Raw genomic sequence first — 15446 nt, 5'->3', positions numbered from 1 at the left:
CGTCGGTGGCGGCGGCGGCCGCCCCGGCTGCCCCTGCCCCTGCCCCTGCCGCTCCCGCTGCCGCTGCCGGGGAGACCGCCCACTGGGCGGCGATCGCCTCGCTGACGATCGGGGTCTTCGGTCTGGTGACGGCGGAGTTCCTGCCCGCGAGCCTGCTCACCGCGATGGCCGCCGACCTGAACATCAGCGCCGGTGCCGCCGGCCAGACCGTCACGGCGACCGCGCTGGTCGGCGCCGTGGCCGCGCCCTCGATCCCGCTGCTGACGCGGCGTTTCGACCGGCGCCTGGTCCTGATCGCGCTGACCCTGCTGCTCGTGCTCTCCAACGTCATGGCCGTCACCGCCTCCAGCCTGGGCGTGCTGCTCGCGGCGCGCGTGATCCTGGGCGTCGCGCTGGGCGGCTTCTGGTCGATGGCGGCGGCGCTGGCGATGCGGCTCGTGCCGATGCACCTGTTCGCGCGCGCCATGTCGGTCATCCTGGCCGGCGTCTCCGTCGCCACCGTGTGCGCGGCGCCGATCGGCGCCTGGATGGGCGAGATGTGGGGCTGGCGCAGTGCCTTCGTCGCGGCGGGCGTGCTCAGCCTGGTGACGCTGGCGGCGCAACTCCTGACCCTGCCCAAGCTGCCGCCCAAGGACAACCCGAACCTGCGCGTCCTCGGCGAACTGCTGACCCGCCCCGGCGTGCGCGTCGCGCTGCTGGCCGTGCTGCTCGTCATCTCCGGTCACTTCGCCGGCTTCACCTACATCCGCCCGCTGATGGAGAACATCACCCACCTGCCGGTGTCGATGATCTCGGCGGTGCTGCTGGGTTACGGCATCGGCGGCTTCTTCGGCAACCTCGTCGGCGGTTTCCTCGCCGAGCGCAGCGAGCGGCGCGCCATCGTTGCCGGCGGCTCGCTGATCGTGGTCCTCGCGGCGGCGCTGCTGATGGCGGGCAGCTCCGTCTGGGTCACCGCGGTCGCGGTCGTGCTGTGGGGCTTCGCCTTCGGCGCCTTCCCGGTCGGCTTCCAGACCTGGATCGTTCGGGCCGCGCCGGACCAGGCCGAAGGCGCGGGCGGGCTGCTCGTCGCCGCCTTCCAGATCGCCATCGCCAGCGGCGCCATCGGCGGCGGGATGCTGGTGGACCACATCGGCGCGCTCGGCGGGCCGACCTTCGCGGCCGCGGCGATCACGCTGGGCACGCTGCTGACGCTGCGCCACGGACCGCGCGCCGCGAAGGCCTGAGGCGCACGTCCTTCGAGCCCCCGGGGCCGTGGCGCCCTGGCGTCCTTCGATCACTGGAAAGGCTTTCGCATGACCGCCGCTTCGATCCCGACCACGACGACGACCTCGGCTTCATCCTCCGTGTCCGCTTCGGCGCCGTCCCTCAACCGGCGCATCGTCCTCGCCGCCCGCCCCGCCGGCAGGCCAGCGCCGGAGGACTTCCGCCTCGAATCGGTGGCCGTCCCCTCGCCCGCCCAGGGTCAGGTCTTGCTCCGCACGCTCTACCTCTCGCTCGACCCGTACATGCGCAACCTGATGGAGGAAGTCGGTCCGGGCTACGCGCCGCCGATCGCGATCGGCGACGTCATCGTCGGCGGCACGGTGAGCCGCGTCGTCGAGTCACGCCACCCGGACTTCCGTGCCGGCGAGCTCGTGTTGTCGAACGCCGGCTGGCAGGACTACGCGCTGAGTGACGGCACCGATCTCGTGCCGCTGGGCGACATGACGCGCCCGTCGCTGGCGCTGGGCGCGGCGGGCATGCCGGGCTTCACCGCCCATATCGGTCTCGAAGAGATCGGCCACCCGCGCGCGGGCGAGACGGTGGTGGTCGGCGCCGCGACGGGTGCGGTCGGCGCGATGGTGGGGCAGCTCGCGAAGCGGGCCGGCGCACGGGTCGTGGGCATTGCGGGCGGTCCGGACAAGACCCGGCACCTGATCGACACCTTCGGCTTCGATGCGGCGGTCGACCGGCGCGACCCGCGGTTCGCCGAGCGCCTGCGCGCCGCGGCGCCGGACGGCATCGACGTCTACTTCGAGAGCGTTGGCGGCGAGGTCCTGGACGCGGTGCTGCCGTTGCTGAACATCGGCGCACGCGTGCCGGTGTGCGGCTTCATCGCGCATTACAACGAGGCCGGCGCTTCACCGCGCGGAAACGGCGGCGACATGGCGCCGGATCGGCTGGCGCGATTGCTGGCAACGGTGTTGCAGAAGCGCGTCCGCATGGAGGGCTTCATCGTGTTGGACCATTACGGCGAGGGCATGGCGCGCTTCAAGGCGTTCCAGCGCGAGATGAACGCGGCGATCGCCGCGGGCGAGGTCAAGGCGCTGGAGCATGTCGTCGACGGACTCGAGCTCGCGCCGAGGGGCTTGATCGACCTGCTTGAGGGACGCAATCTGGGAAAGGCGGTCGTCGCAGTCGCCGCGCCGTGACAGAAGCGTCAGGCCCGCACGCATCGATCTCACTGGGGCCGGAATGAGGCTGGGGGTTCGCGGACGCGATGCCCCCTGCCTCGTGGCGTGCCCGCGCTTGGCGAAGCGCGGTCCGGCGGCCTCACCCAAGCCGGAACTTCGCCACCGACGCGACCAGCGCCTGCGCCTGCTGGCGCAGGCTTTCCGCGGCGGCGGCGGACTCCTCGACCAGCGCGGCGTTCTGCTGCGTGACCTGGTCCATCTGGTTCACCGCCTCGCCGACCTGGTTCACGCCCTGCGACTGCTCGCGCGTCGCGCTGCTGATCTCGCCGACCACGTCCGTCACGCGGCCGATCGCCGCGACGATCTCCGCCATCGTCGCGCCGGCCTGCTCGACCAGTCCCGTGCCCTGGTCGACGCGTTCGACGCTGGCCGCGATCAGGGACTTGATCTCCTTGGCCGCCTCGGCGCTGCGCCCCGCCAGCGAGCGGACCTCGGAGGCCACCACCGCGAAGCCCTTGCCGTGCTCGCCGGCCCGTGCGGCCTCGACGGCGGCGTTCAGCGCCAGGATGTTGGTCTGGAAGGCGATGCCGTCGATGGTGCCGATGATGTCGGCGATGCGCCGGCTGCTCTCGTCGATGCCGCGCATCGTCTCGACGAACTGGGTCACCACCGCGCCGCCGCGCTGCGCCACCTCGCTGGCGGAACGCGCCAGGCGGTCGGCCTGCTGCGCGTTCTCGGAGGTCTGGAGCACCGTCTCGCCGAGCTCGGTCATCGTCGCCGCGGTTTCCTCCAGCGCGCTGGCCTGCTCCTCGGTGCGCTGGCTCAGGTCGTGGTTGCCCATCGCGATCTGGCCGCTGGCGCTGGCCACCGACTCGCTGCCCTCGCGCACATCGCCGACCACCTGCCGCAGGCCGGTCTGCATCGCCTTGAGCGCCGCGATCAGGCTGCGGTCGTCGCCGGGCCGCACGCGGATCTCGCCGCTGAGGTCGCCCTCCGCGACCTGCCGCACCAGGCGGGCCGCCTCGGCCGGATCACCGCCGAGCTGGCGCCGCACATGCCCCAGCAACAGCACCGCCAGCCCGACGGCCACGACCACCGACACCAGCGTCAGCGACAGGCTCCAGCCGTGCCCGGCGGCATAGCTCTTCGCCGCATCCTGGCGCGACTGATCGCTGCCGGCGGCGTTGTAGTCGGCGCTCCGTTCGATCGCCTTCACCCAGTTGTTGAAGCTGTTGCGCGAGTCGGCGCGGAAGAAGGCGCGCGCCTCGGAGTCCGTGCCGTCGCTGCGCGACAGGTGCAGCAGCTTCTCCTGCGCCGCGAAGTAGGCGTCGCGCGCGGCGGCGACCTCGCCGTAGAGCCGGCGCTCCTCGTCGTTGGTGATGAAGGGCAGGTAGGCCTTCTCCGCGTCGGCCAGCTCCTTGCGGGCCTGCACGATGTTGCGCTCGATCTGCGCCCGCTCCTGCGGGTCCTCGGACAGCAGATGGTCCGGCTCCATGCGCCGGATCTGGTTCGCCTTCACGCGGATCGCCGCCATGTTCTGGATGCTGGGCAACCAGTCCTCGGCGATCTCGGTCGTGCTCTCATGCACGCGGTTCAACTGCAGCAGGCCCATGCCGCCGACCAGCGCGCACAGCGCCACCAGCATCACGAAGGACACGGTCAACTGCGTGGACAGACGCCAGGTGCCGATGTTCATTGATCTCTCCTCCCACTGGACAGGCTTGAATGACATCCCCGGCGGGCGGGCAGATCTAGCCGACGTCCCGCCGGGGCGCTTCCCCATACATCGGCGCATCGTGCACCGAAGTTGAACGGAGCGATACGGCAGTCGCCCGCACCGTCCCCGCTGTCACCCGTTGCGGGGACCGCCCTCCGGTCCTGCGCATCAGGCGCAGCAGGCCCGACGGCGCCGCGCCCGCGGCCCCCGCGTGACAGGGTCGCAGCGGCGCCGAGGTGGCACGCGCAGAGTGGCCAGCGCAGGCGACCCGGCGGTTCATGCCGCCACCGCCCATTCGGAATGCACCTGCCCGGCGATCCGGATCTGGCCCTTGCCGCTGCGCTTGACCGCGTACATCGCTTCGTCGGCCGCGTGCAGCAGCTCGCGGCAGGCGTCGCCGCCGCCGCCGATCACCGCGCCGATGCTGGCCGCGACCGAGACCTTGTCGCCGCTGTCCAGCGTGATGCGGCGCTGGATCGAGAACAGGCAACGCTGCAGCGTCTGCTCGACGTCCTCCGGCCGGTTGACGCCCGAGAGCAGGATCGCGAACTCGTCGCCGCCCAGGCGCGCGACGACGTCGTCGCCGCGCACCAGGCCCTGCAGGCGTTGCGCGACCTCGGTGAGGACCTCGTCGCCGGCCTCGTGCCCGTGCTGGTCGTTGATGGGCTTGAAGCCGTCCAGGTCCAGGTAGCAGACCGCGAAGCCGCGTCCGGTGCGACGCGCGCCGTTGATCGCGTCGCCGACCTTCTCCTCGAACAGGCGGCGGTTGGGCAGTCCGGTCAGCACGTCGCGCAGCGCCAGGTGCTGCGCCTGCTCCTCGCTGCGCTTGAGGCCGTCGATGTCGACCAGCATCCACATCGATTCGTTCTCCGACAGCACCGTGCCGTGCAGGTCGACCCAGAACTCCGCGCCGTCCAACCGGCGCATGCGCAGCTGCGTGTGGAAGCGGCCGCCCGAGCGCATCGTCGCCAGGCTGGCGTCGCGGACGCGCGCGTGTTCCTGCGGGCTGAGGAAGAGCGTCTGCGCCGCGTGGCCGACCATGCCGCCGGGCAGGCAGCCGAACATGCGCTCCATCGCCGGGTTGCCCCACAGGGCGTGGCCGTCGCGGATGCGGACCATGCCGATCAGGTCGTTCTGCAGCATCGCGTCCTGTTCACGCGCCAGATGCTGCAGCGCGTCCTTGGCGCGGCGTTCGCGGCGATGGATGCGGTGGATCAGCGCCGACGCGGCGGCCACGGCCAGCGCGACCAGCGCCGCCAGCAGCGACTGCTGCACGACCTGCCCGCGCCAGCCGGCCAGGAAGTAGTTGCTGCTCATGCCGGTGAACAGCGTCATCGAATACCCGGGGACCTTGCGGTAGGCGGTGATGCGCTCCACGCGGTCGAGCGCCGTGGGGGTGACGTAGACGCCGCGCTCGCGGTTGTACGCCAGCGAGCGCAGCGCCTCTTCGGACAGCAGCTTCGCGCCGAATCCCTTGGTCGAGCTGGGCTCACCGGCCGAGTAGCGCGCCACGAGGTTCAAGCCGTCGGAGCGCAGCGACACCGCGCCCGAGGGACCGAGCGCGACACCGCTGAAGCGGTCGACGAAGTGCTGGGCCGTGACCACGGCGTAGACGATGCCGGCGAATTGGCCGTCGTGGTCGATCAGCCGGCGGGCCAGGATGACGCACCAGTGGTTCTGCGCGCGGCTGTTCAGCGGCTCGGAGACGACCATCGCGTCGGTCAGCCGCGCCTGGGAAAAGTAGGTCCGGTCGCCGACGTTGAACGGACGCTCGCCGGGCATCAGGCCGGTGGTGACGGTGCCGTGGATGTCGGCCACGCGCAGCGCGACGACCTGCGGCAGCAGGCCGCGCTGTTCGTCGATCAGCCGGGCCACCATCGCCGTCTGGTCCGGCGACTGGCGCGTGCTGCGGTAACGCAGCGCGATGGTGGCCAGCGCGTTGTCGGTGTTGCGCAGTTCGGCGCCGACTTCGACGGCGAGGTTCTGCGCGAGGTTCTCGACCACGTCGCGGGCGCGGTCGGTTTCGGTCTCGCGGTGGTTCCAGAGGCTGAGCGCGGTCATCGCGGCCAGCGCCACGATCAGGAGCAGGTTGCCGACCAGCAGCCAGGGGGCCATGGGACCGCGCGGCGCCCAGGACAGCGTCGGCAGCGGGAACGGCAGCCGGGACAGTGTCATCGTGAGCTTCATGGCGGGTCCTCCCAGGGCGCTGGATGCGGATGGTCCGGGCTGTTCGTGCCGGTTCGTGGATCGGGAACTCAACCGTTGGCGGCGGCACGCGGGCCCGCGCTCAGCGGAACAGTGGCGGCGCCGCGCCGGCACAGGTCGTTCAGGTCGGCGAGCAGCTTCTCGAAATCGAAGGCCTTGTCATAGAAGGCATCGGCGCCGCCGCGGCGGCACGGTGCGGCGTGGGTGCGGGCGTCCTCGGCGGTGAGCACGAAGACGCGGCCCGCATAGTCGCGGTCGCGCAGGCGGGACAGCACCGACAGGCCGCTGCCCTGCGACAGGTTCAGGTCCAGCAGCACGACGTCGGGCGTGGTGGCCATGACGGCAGCCACGGCCTCGTCCTCGCCGGAGGCCTGCGCGACGACGGTGATGCCGCCGAGCTTCTGGGCGCGACGGACCAGGAGTTGGCGGACGGGGACGTTGTCTTCGATGACGGCGATGTTCATGGGTCTCATCGTCGTCGCCGGACGGCGTCGCCGCCAGCGAGCGGCTGCCACTCGCGATGAGCGCCGCCTGCCGCAGCTGCTGTAGGGACTTGACCTACAGCGCCGCCGGGACGGCGGAACCCGCCATCGCCGGACGGTCCGGGCGTGACATCCTGCGCGCTCCCGGGCGTCATGTCCGCATGGTGCGGCGCCTCCCCATGATCTGGAATCGGACGGCGGCCGCGCCGGTCCGGCGCCGGCGATGGCAAGCCGCATACCCATCGGTCTCCTGATTTCCCCCGTGCCGCGCGCGCCGCGGCCCGGCATAGTCGCCGGGGCATTGCGACAACAGCCCCACAGAGTCGCCGCAGCGACCACCCGACCCTCGGGACCTGGAGACAAGACATGACCCTGGCTTTTCCGACGCAGCGCGGCACGGTCCGCCCCTGGCGCGCGTGCCGCGCCCGCTGCCGCGCATGGACCGTGGCGCTGGCCGCCGGCACGGCGCTCGGCGCCCTGGCGCAGACGACCACGCTGGGCACGCGCGGCACGCTCGCCGCGCCGAATCCCGCCGTGACCGCCAACGCGGGCGCGGCCTGGCCGTCCGCGGCTTACACGCGCGGTCCCGACCATCCCCGCGCGGTGACGCTGCCGCTGCAATTCATCCGGCTCTCGTCGGGCAAGCAGTTGGCGGTGCTGGTCTCGATGCCGGCGGACTTCCTCGGCTTCCCCAAGTCCGGGCGCTATCCCGTGGTGCTGACGCAGACGGCCTATCGGATCGACGTCGGCCAGTTCCTCGGCGTGTTCACGCCGGCCGGCGGCAACACGCTGCTGATCGGCGGTCTGGACCAGTTCATGGTGCGCCGCGGCTACGTCACGGTCGCGATCGACGCCCACGGCACCGGCATGAGCGGCGGCGTCACGCAACTGATCGGTCCCGACGAGCAGCAGGCCTACCGCGAGGCGGTCGAGTGGGTGACGCGTCAGCCGTTCTTCAACGGCAGCATCGGCGTGGCGGGAACGTCCTACCTCGGCATCAGCTCGTTGCTGACCGCCGGGCAGCAGCATCCGGCGATCAAGGCCGCGTTCGCGACGGTGCCGATGGGCGACGCGTACCGCGGCGTCGCGGCGACGGGCGGGCTGTTCAACGCGCAGTTCCTGAGCACCTGGCTGCCGCTGACGCAGTCGCTGAGCGTGGCCAACGCGCCGGAGCTGCTGCTCAATCCCTGGTACGCGAGCCAGATCAACGCCGCGACCGGCGATCACGTCGCGGCCATCGACACCTGGTATGCGCCGACCTTCGACGGCTTCGTCGGCAACGCGAGCGGCATCGCGACCGACGACGGGTCGTTCTGGGCGGGCCGCTCGCCGGTGGAGAGCGCCGGACGGATCCGCGTGCCGACCTTCATCGTCGGCGCGTCGCTGGACATCTTCCAGCGCGACCAGCCGCTGCTGTACGAGCAGCTCAAGCGCAACGTGACGGCCAAGCTCGCGATCCTGCCGGGATCGCACCTGCAGTCGGTGCAGGGAGGGATCAGCGGCTTCGGCGGCGCGCCGTCATACGGACCGCCGAGCACGACCTCGCTGCTGCTGCAGTGGTTCGACCAGTACCTGAAGGGACGCGCGGCCGGGGCCGACACGCTGCCGACGGTGACGCAGTTCGTCGACGGATACGGCAGCGGCGGCACGCCGCGGTTCGCGACGGCGAGCGACTGGCCACATCCGAAGATGGCGCCGCAGCGCTGGTACCTGCAGCCGGACGGCAGCCTGGCCGCGCGCATCCCGGCGGGCGCGGCCGGGTGGACGGTCTCGGAGCCGCCGGCGCCGACGGCCACGCGCGGGACGGTCCTGGGCACGATCTTCACCGCGAGCGTGCAGATCCGCGATCACAGCGACTGCTCGGTGAGCCAGGTGCAATGGACGCTGGGGCTGGCGGGGCTGCTGCCCAAGCCGTGCTACTCGGACAGCGCGCGTGTCGAGTCCCTGCAAGGCGCGGCCGTCTACGAGACCGCGCCGCTGGCGCAGGACCTCTACCTGAACGGACCGATCCAGGCGGACCTGTGGATCTCGGCGTCGCGGCCGCAGGCGGCGCTGTCGGTGCGCATCGACGATGTCGATCCGGCGACCGGCGCGGTCAAGCCGCTGACGCACGGGTTGATGTCCGCGGCGCACCGCGCGGTGGACACCAGCCGCTCGCGCTTCGTCAACGGCACGATGATCCAGCCGTGGCATCCGTTCACGGCGGGCGCGGCGCTGCCGGTGGTGGCCAACGAGCCGATGCTGGTGCCGGTGGAGGTCTTCCCGGTCGCGGCATTGGCCCGCGCGGGGCACCGGCTGCGCATCGCGGTCAGCGCGAGCAACCAGGCGCAGGGCATCTGGCCGACGCCGCTGCAGCAGCAGGCCAACGGCAACGTGACGACGATCCATGCCGGACCGCTGCGGCCGTCGAGCATCGTGCTGCCGGTGGTGCCGGCGGGAGAACTGAACTGAACCCGTCCCTCTACGAGTTGTCGTGAGACAAGCGGGGCAGGCAACGCCTGACCCCGCGAACGCCAATCCCCACTATCTGTAGGCGTCGGGGGAACGACCTACTCACAGGTGTATCCCCCGCCGAAGCGCTCTTCCGAGGGAGTGATTTCATCGCGCCGCCTGCCGAAACTGCTGGTCATTCGCGATGACTTCGCAGCTTGAAAGGATGAGCGGGATGAGCGCAGTGTTGAAGGAAGTGTTGATGACGGAGCCCGCGGCGATCGATGCGCTGCCCGAGGTTCCGCCCGGCCTACGGGAGGACGGCGTGGACGCGCTGGTCTATCTCTTGCGCTACCCCGAGAAGATCCACGTCTACAACCTCAGCGCGCTGCATGCGACCAGCCGCGAAGCCGTGGATTGGCAAAGCCTTCCAGAGACGTTCCGGCGCATGTTCGAGCAGCACGAGACGCGGTGCGTGGATGCCTACATGAGGGTGCGCCTGGCGCTGACCGTCCTCTCCTCGAATTCCGTCCAGCTTTGCCGAGGACCTGCGGGGGTCCGTCTCTGGCAGGATGAATGCTGCTTCCAATACGTCACCGTGACGATCTGGGCCGACGTCGACTGCTATCGTGCCTACTGCCTCACCACGGAACTCATGCATCTTGCCATCGACTCCAACATCCGCGACGCCGGATTCGGGGTCGAGATCTGTTCCATTCACCCATGGAATCCGGCCGACTGGCCGCCTCGCGCAGTCTCGTCGTTCGACGACGAAGACGAAGACGATGGGGAGTGAGCACGCCATGCAAACCACTGCCAAACACATCAGGCGGGACGCAGAAGAACAAGCCGCAGGTGCGGTCACCGATGCCAGGCGCCGATCCGTGATCTCGCGTGCCTATTACGCTTCGTATCATCGCTGTACACGTTGGGAAGAGCTCCTCCCGCACAAGAGTCGAGACAGCCCGAAGGGCGGAACGCATGCTCAGTTGATTGGGCGCCTGCAGGCACCCAATCCCGATTGCGGCCAGGCGCTCATGAAGCGGTCGAGGATTCTTGGAGAGCTTCTCTCACAACAATTGACTCGTCGCGTGGGCGCCGACTACAAACTCAAAGATCAAACGGACAAGGCGTCCATGGATCGTCAGCTTGAGGGTGTGCAAGCAGTCTTCCAGACATGCGCCGATCCCGACTCGTGATCGCACCGCCGTCCGCCGCAAAGAATGCGCTCGGTAACCAGTCCGGCGCACCGCATCCCCTATGCTTGCGCCGTCCGGCCGCCGTTCCGCGGCCGGACTGACCTGCACATGGACGGTTTTATGCGCCACAGTTCTTCCCCCTTCTCCTTCGTTTCCGCTGTCGCTGCGGCCATTGCCGCGCTTGCGGGCCTTGCGGCCCTGCCGGCCCACGCCGACAGCATCGTCACCTCCGCCTCGAGCGCGGGCTCGGTGTCCTCGCGCCAGCTGTCCGACTCGATCGGCCAGTCCAGCGACAGCTCCAGCAAGGACCGCAAGGTCGCGGAGGGTGAGTACAAGGTCCTCGCCGTCGAGGACGCCGCCGGCCGCGCCGACACGCAGCGCCTGCGCCTGCAGCCGGTCCGCGCCGAGGGCGGCACCGAGTTCTTCCTCTACGTCCCCAAGCAGGCGATCGCCGGCCAGCCGCTGCGCGTCGGCGATCACGTGCTGGCGCACAAGCGCGACTACGGCTACGAGTTCGCCCGCGCCGAAAACAAGCAGGCCTTCCTGCTCGCGCTGCACGACGACTGGCACCGTGAGCTCGAGTCGCATCCGGTGACGCTGTGATTCCCGCCGGGCCCGGTACGCGGGCCCGCGCGGCAAGTCGTCGCACGCTGAGCGGCACCGGCATCGTCCCGGTGCTTCGCGGCCTCGCGTCAACGGTGATCGCGATGACTGCGCTCGCTGCGGCGTCGGCGTCGCAAGCTGCCACCTTCTGCGACCGCGGCGGCGAAGTCAGCGCCACCGAGCAGGACCGCCAGCTCCAGGTCGTCGCGATCGCTAGGCGGGCGCTGGAGGCGAGCGGCGCCTCCGCCGCGCTGGTCTCGCGCTCCGGCACGGACCTGAGCCGCTTCCACCTGCAGTACTCGCACAGCGGCATCGCGCTGAGGGACAGCCGCAACAGCCCGTGGTCGGTGCGGCAGCTCTACTACGCCTGCGACGAGTCCCAGGCGAAGCTCTACGACCAGGGCCTTGCCGGCTTCCTGCTGAGCGCGGGACGCACCGAGCCGATCCGACTCTCCATCGTGACGCTGCCCGAGCGCGACGGCGCCCGCCTCGCCGCCCGCGCGCTGGACAACCGGCTCGCGCTCGCACTGCTGTCGCCGCGCTACAGCGCCAGCGCCTACGCCTTCAGCACGCAGTACCAGAACTGCAACCAATGGGTGGCGGAGCTCATGGGCTTCGCCTGGGCGCCCCGCGACGACGAAGCGCCCGCGCGCCTCGACGGCGCTCCGCCTGTCGAGGGCGGCGCGCCGACACGTCAGCAGGCACAGCGCTGGTTGAAGGGGCTCGGCTACGACCCCTTGCCGGTCGTCGTGCCGTCTCACGCCATCATGTTCGCGGCCCAGTTCGTGCCGCTGATCCACAGCGACGACCACCCGATCGACGACCTCTACGCGATGCGGCTGAAAGTCTCGACACCGGCGGCGCTCGAAGCCTTCGCGCACCGGCTCGTTCCCGACGCGCAACGCGTCGAGTTCTGCGCGACGGGTTCGACCATGGTCGTCCGCCGCGGCTGGGACCCGCTGCCGGCCGATTGCCGCGCCGGCGAGGGCGACGAGGTCCTGCCCCTCGCGTCCTGAGTCCGTCGTCCTCATCGCCCTTTCGGCGGTGTGTAAGACCTGTTTCAAGGGACTCGCTCCCCATGGCGGATCATCAAAACTTCATCGGCGGGGACCTACGCTGCCGGCGCCCCGTCCATTCGACGATCGACCGAAGGAGACATCCGATGAAGTTGCTTCGCACTGCTGTCCTCGCCACCCTCGTCGCCGCCTCGCTGGCGACGGTCGCCTGCGCCCACGGCGGCCAACAACCCCCGCGCGCCAAGGAGCCGCTGCTGATCGCGCACCGCGGCGCCAGCGGCTACGTGCCCGAACACACGCTCGCCGCCTACTGGCTGGCGATCGAGCAAGGCGCCGACTACGTCGAGCCCGACCTCGTGCTGACGAAGGATGGCGTGCTGGTCGCCCGCCACGAGAACGCCATCGCGATCCTGAATCCCGACGGCTCGGTGCGCGAAGCGACGACCGACGTCGCCGAGCGTCCCGAGTTCGCGTCCCGCAAGGCGACGAAGTCCATCGACGGCGTCGCGATCACCGGCTGGTTCACCGAGGACTTCACGCTGGCCGAGCTCAAGACGCTGCGCGCCCGCGAGCGCATCCCGCAGATCCGCCCGGCCAACACGCGCTTCAACGACATGTTCGAGGTGCCCACCTTCGAGGAGGTGCTGCAGCTGGTCCAGCAGGCCAACGAGCGCCGCAGGGAAGAGGACGGCAAGGCCGGCCGCCATGGCCACGGTCACGGCCAGAAGGTCAAGCCGATCGGCGTGTATCCGGAGACCAAGCACCCGACCTACTTCGCCGGCATCGGCAAGCCGCTGGAGGAGCCGCTGGTGCGCCTGCTCAACAAGTATGGCTACCGCAGCCCGGACTCGGCGGTCTTCATCCAGTCCTTCGAGGTCGGCAACCTGCGCAAGCTCAACCGCATGACGCGCGTGCCGCTGGTGCAGCTGCTCAACGGCTCGGGCCGGCCTTACGACTTCACGCTGAGCGGCGACACGCGCACCTACGCGGACCTCGCCCAGCCGGCCGGCCTGGCAGAGATCGCGAGCTACGCCCAAGGCATCGGCGCGAACACGAACCTGATGATCCCGCTGGTCGCCGGCCGCCTGGGCACGCCGACGACGCTGGTGAAGGACGCGCATGCGGCCGGCCTGATCGTGCACGGCTGGACCTTCCGCGCGGAGAACGTCTTCCTGCCCGACGACTTCGACAGCAGCGCCGATCCGACGGCGATCGGCAACCTCGCCGGTCAGATCGAGGCGTTCCTGAAGATCGGCATGGACGGCCTGTTCAGCGACCAGTCGTTCCTGGCGCGCAAGGCGATCGACGCCTACGTGAAGAAGTAGGCTCGAGGGGCGCCGGCGCGGGGGAGTCATGCCACTTCGCTAGACTCCCCCCATCCGACCGGAGTCTTCCACGATGCCTGCCCCCGCGCCTCTGCTGCTGCCCCCGCCCGAGCTCAAGGGTGTCGACCAGGTCGTCGCCGATCCCTTGCGCTTCAAGGCCAAGCTCGCCATCGGCGAGGCGGCCTATGCCTCGCTGCGCATGATCAACCGCGGTCGCGAGGTGTGGGACGTCCTGGGCGCCGCAGGCGCGGGCGCGGCGGTCGCGAAGACGGGCATGGTCGCGTCGCTGCTCGGCGCGTCGGCCACGCCGATCGGCTGGGTCGCCTTCGCCGCGCTCGCGTCGGGCGGCGCCTGCTACGGCATGTACCGCCTGCTCAGCTCGACCAAGGGCGAGCGCGTCATCGAGATCCCCAAGTACCTCAACACGCCGCTGGACACGCTGGGCCTCGCGCTGTTCGACCTCATCGCGCCACTGTCGCTGCGCCTGGCCGCCATCGACGGCGCCGTCGAGCCCGCCGAGCGCCAGTACCTCATCGACCACCTGATCGCCGACTGGGGCTTGAATCGCGCCTTCGTCGAGCAGTCCGTGGCCGCGGTCGAAGCACGACTCGGCGGCAGCGAGCTCGAGGCGATGGCCGTCGAAGGCGCCGGCTTTCTCCACCTCAACCCCGACTGCAACCACGCCGCGATCGCCAAGGACCTCGGCGTCTTCATGCGCGGGATGCTCGAAGCCGGCGGCCCGCTGACACCGGAGGAGACCCAGTCGCTCGACACCGTCGTGCGCCTGCTCGCGACGGCGCCGCCGGGCGAGCTCTCCAAGCGCTGGAACCAGACGGTGACGCTGGCCGGCGCCGCCGCTGGACAGGTACGCACGGTGCTGGTCGATACCGCCGACTGGACGCAGCAGCGTCTGCCGAGCGCCGATCAGGTCCTCGTCACGACGGCCACCGCCGCCACGCAGGCCTGGGACGCCGCGCGCAAGACGGCGGACTGGACGCAGCAGCAGCTGCCCTCGGTCGACCAGGTCCGCGCGCAGGCGGAGAGCACCGTGGCCCAGGCCGCCGATGTCGCGAAGAAGGCGGCCACCTGGACGCAGGAGCGGCTGCCGTCCGCCGAACAGGTCCGCAACACCACCGCCGAGGCCGCCAACCAGGCGATGGGCGCGGCGAAGAAAGGCTTCGCCTGGGCGAAGGACCTGACCACGCGCGCCGCCGACACCACCGGCGTCGACAAGCTGTTGCAGCGCGACGATCCGCCGAAGAAGCCGTAGGCGACGCGTTCAGCGCGTCGCGTCGCCGACCAGCGGCGCGCCGTGCCGCGGCACGGCGGGGCTCTCAATCCAGATCCGACAGCTTCCGGTGCTGGATCAAGGTCAGTCCGATCAGCCGCGACACGACCGCCGCCAGGTACATGACGCCGACGAACATCTCGACCGTCGTGACGGCGCGCGCCAGCGGCTTCACCGGGATCACGTCGCCGATGCCGGTGCTCGACAGCAGCGCGAAGCTGAGGAACATCAGCTCGGTCCAGGTGCGCGGCAGCTGCGGATCCACCGCCGCCGCGAAGCTGCCCGGATGCAGCGCCTGCACGACGACGAACACATGTGCGAAGCCCCAGGCCAGCAGCGTGAAGGTCGCGCCGGCGGCGAAGAGCTCGTCGGTCGTCGCGTGCCAGTCGCTCATCATGTAGGAGATCAGGCTCCCGGCGGCGTAGAAGTAGAACAACGCCTCCAGCCCCGAGGACCACGGCAGCAGCTGCTCCATGTGCCAGAACGCCTGCAGCAGCAACAGCGCGATCGCCGGCAGCGCGATCGTCACGCTCAGCCAGGTCAGCCCCGGCGTGCTGCGCACCATGCGCGTCGTGAAGATCAGGACGACGATGCCGAAGGCGCCCAGCGCCAGCGGCGCCGATCGGCTCGCCTCCAGCAGGGGATACAGCACCAGCCCGAGCAGTTGCACGATCAGCAGGATCGCGGACGGATGACGCCGCGTGACGGCGAGGACTCGAAGGACACGCATCGGCGCATTCTCACCGCCGCCGGTCGGTCCGCGAAGGCATCGGCGTGCCAGCGCATCG

At 70.4% G+C, this 15446-nt stretch carries 13 protein-coding genes; 9 read left to right on the top strand and 4 right to left on the bottom strand.

Translation table 11 applies throughout. From position 1 onward, the window contains the following. Positions 1 to 5 precede the first annotated feature (5 nt). Positions 6 to 1223 (top strand): MFS transporter, encoded by a 1218-nt coding sequence (locus AC07PR_RS11080; RefSeq protein ID WP_495135648.1) that lies wholly within the window; start codon positions 6 to 8, stop codon positions 1221 to 1223. Between the two features lie 69 nt (positions 1224 to 1292). Then, complete coding sequence (curA, locus tag AC07PR_RS11075; protein ID WP_495135344.1) at positions 1293 to 2411, top strand: NADPH-dependent curcumin/dihydrocurcumin reductase; 1119 nt, start codon at positions 1293 to 1295, stop codon at positions 2409 to 2411. Between the two features lie 121 nt (positions 2412 to 2532). Here the strand turns inward: curA and AC07PR_RS11070 are convergent, their stop codons facing one another. From AC07PR_RS11070 to AC07PR_RS11060, 3 genes are all read right to left on the bottom strand, one after another. Further along, the gene (locus tag AC07PR_RS11070) at positions 2533 to 4089 is read right to left on the bottom strand and encodes a methyl-accepting chemotaxis protein (protein WP_495135343.1); all 1557 of its coding nucleotides are present in this window, start codon (positions 4087 to 4089) and stop codon (positions 2533 to 2535) included. 297 nt (positions 4090 to 4386) lie between these two features. Then, positions 4387 to 6297, bottom strand: a complete 1911-nt coding sequence (locus AC07PR_RS11065) for a sensor domain-containing diguanylate cyclase (protein ID WP_495135342.1) — start codon at positions 6295 to 6297, stop codon at positions 4387 to 4389. Positions 6298 to 6365: 68 nt separating this feature from the next. Beyond that, a complete protein-coding gene (locus AC07PR_RS11060) occupies positions 6366 to 6779 on the bottom strand; it encodes a response regulator transcription factor (protein WP_483107610.1) in 414 nt (137 codons plus the stop codon). 384 nt (positions 6780 to 7163) lie between these two features. On the opposite strand from AC07PR_RS11060, the gene AC07PR_RS11055 reads away from it, so the two are divergent. The 7 genes from AC07PR_RS11055 (at position 7164) to AC07PR_RS11025 (ending at position 14640) form a co-directional block, all read left to right on the top strand. Then, entirely contained in the window at positions 7164 to 9248 is a 2085-nt protein-coding gene (locus AC07PR_RS11055) for a CocE/NonD family hydrolase (RefSeq protein WP_495135341.1), read from the top strand. A gap of 214 nt (positions 9249 to 9462) precedes the next feature. After that, positions 9463 to 10023 carry a hypothetical protein gene (locus tag AC07PR_RS11050; protein WP_495135340.1) on the top strand — a complete coding sequence of 187 codons (561 nt, stop codon included), beginning with the start codon at positions 9463 to 9465 and terminating at the stop codon, positions 10021 to 10023. Between the two features lie 7 nt (positions 10024 to 10030). After that, complete coding sequence (locus AC07PR_RS11045) at positions 10031 to 10426, top strand: hypothetical protein (RefSeq protein ID WP_495135339.1); 396 nt, start codon at positions 10031 to 10033, stop codon at positions 10424 to 10426. 120 nt (positions 10427 to 10546) lie between these two features. Next, entirely contained in the window at positions 10547 to 11029 is a 483-nt protein-coding gene (locus AC07PR_RS11040) for a hypothetical protein (RefSeq protein ID WP_495135338.1), read from the top strand. 104 nt (positions 11030 to 11133) lie between these two features. Then, positions 11134 to 12045: a DUF2145 domain-containing protein gene (locus AC07PR_RS11035; RefSeq protein WP_377160834.1), complete on the top strand. Its 912-nt coding sequence runs from the start codon at positions 11134 to 11136 to the stop codon at positions 12043 to 12045. Between the two features lie 146 nt (positions 12046 to 12191). After that, positions 12192 to 13370: a glycerophosphodiester phosphodiesterase gene (locus tag AC07PR_RS11030; protein WP_495135337.1), complete on the top strand. Its 1179-nt coding sequence runs from the start codon at positions 12192 to 12194 to the stop codon at positions 13368 to 13370. 73 nt (positions 13371 to 13443) lie between these two features. Further along, positions 13444 to 14640, top strand: a complete 1197-nt coding sequence (locus tag AC07PR_RS11025; RefSeq protein WP_495135336.1) for a hypothetical protein — start codon at positions 13444 to 13446, stop codon at positions 14638 to 14640. A gap of 64 nt (positions 14641 to 14704) precedes the next feature. Here the strand turns inward: AC07PR_RS11025 and AC07PR_RS11020 are convergent, their stop codons facing one another. Then, positions 14705 to 15388 carry an ion channel gene (locus AC07PR_RS11020; protein WP_483107617.1) on the bottom strand — a complete coding sequence of 228 codons (684 nt, stop codon included), beginning with the start codon at positions 15386 to 15388 and terminating at the stop codon, positions 14705 to 14707. Positions 15389 to 15446: the final 58 nt, after the last annotated feature.

This window comes from Roseateles sp. GW821-FHT09H11 (genome assembly GCF_059415845.1).
The sequence above is the reverse complement of the archived record's forward strand: the minus strand, read 5'-3'. Positions and strand labels throughout refer to the sequence as shown.

Coding starts and splice junctions, on each gene's coding strand:
- curA (WP_495135344.1), top strand. CDS start 1,293: ATGACCGCCGCTTCGATCCCGACCACGACGACGACCTCGGCTTCATCC.
- AC07PR_RS11070 (WP_495135343.1), bottom strand. CDS start 4,089: ATGAACATCGGCACCTGGCGTCTGTCCACGCAGTTGACCGTGTCCTTC.
- AC07PR_RS11065 (WP_495135342.1), bottom strand. CDS start 6,297: ATGAAGCTCACGATGACACTGTCCCGGCTGCCGTTCCCGCTGCCGACG.
- AC07PR_RS11060 (WP_483107610.1), bottom strand. CDS start 6,779: ATGAACATCGCCGTCATCGAAGACAACGTCCCCGTCCGCCAACTCCTG.
- AC07PR_RS11055 (WP_495135341.1), top strand. CDS start 7,164: ATGACCCTGGCTTTTCCGACGCAGCGCGGCACGGTCCGCCCCTGGCGC.
- AC07PR_RS11050 (WP_495135340.1), top strand. CDS start 9,463: ATGAGCGCAGTGTTGAAGGAAGTGTTGATGACGGAGCCCGCGGCGATC.
- AC07PR_RS11045 (WP_495135339.1), top strand. CDS start 10,031: ATGCAAACCACTGCCAAACACATCAGGCGGGACGCAGAAGAACAAGCC.
- AC07PR_RS11040 (WP_495135338.1), top strand. CDS start 10,547: ATGCGCCACAGTTCTTCCCCCTTCTCCTTCGTTTCCGCTGTCGCTGCG.
- AC07PR_RS11035 (WP_377160834.1), top strand. CDS start 11,134: ATGACTGCGCTCGCTGCGGCGTCGGCGTCGCAAGCTGCCACCTTCTGC.
- AC07PR_RS11030 (WP_495135337.1), top strand. CDS start 12,192: ATGAAGTTGCTTCGCACTGCTGTCCTCGCCACCCTCGTCGCCGCCTCG.
- AC07PR_RS11025 (WP_495135336.1), top strand. CDS start 13,444: ATGCCTGCCCCCGCGCCTCTGCTGCTGCCCCCGCCCGAGCTCAAGGGT.
- AC07PR_RS11020 (WP_483107617.1), bottom strand. CDS start 15,388: ATGCGTGTCCTTCGAGTCCTCGCCGTCACGCGGCGTCATCCGTCCGCG.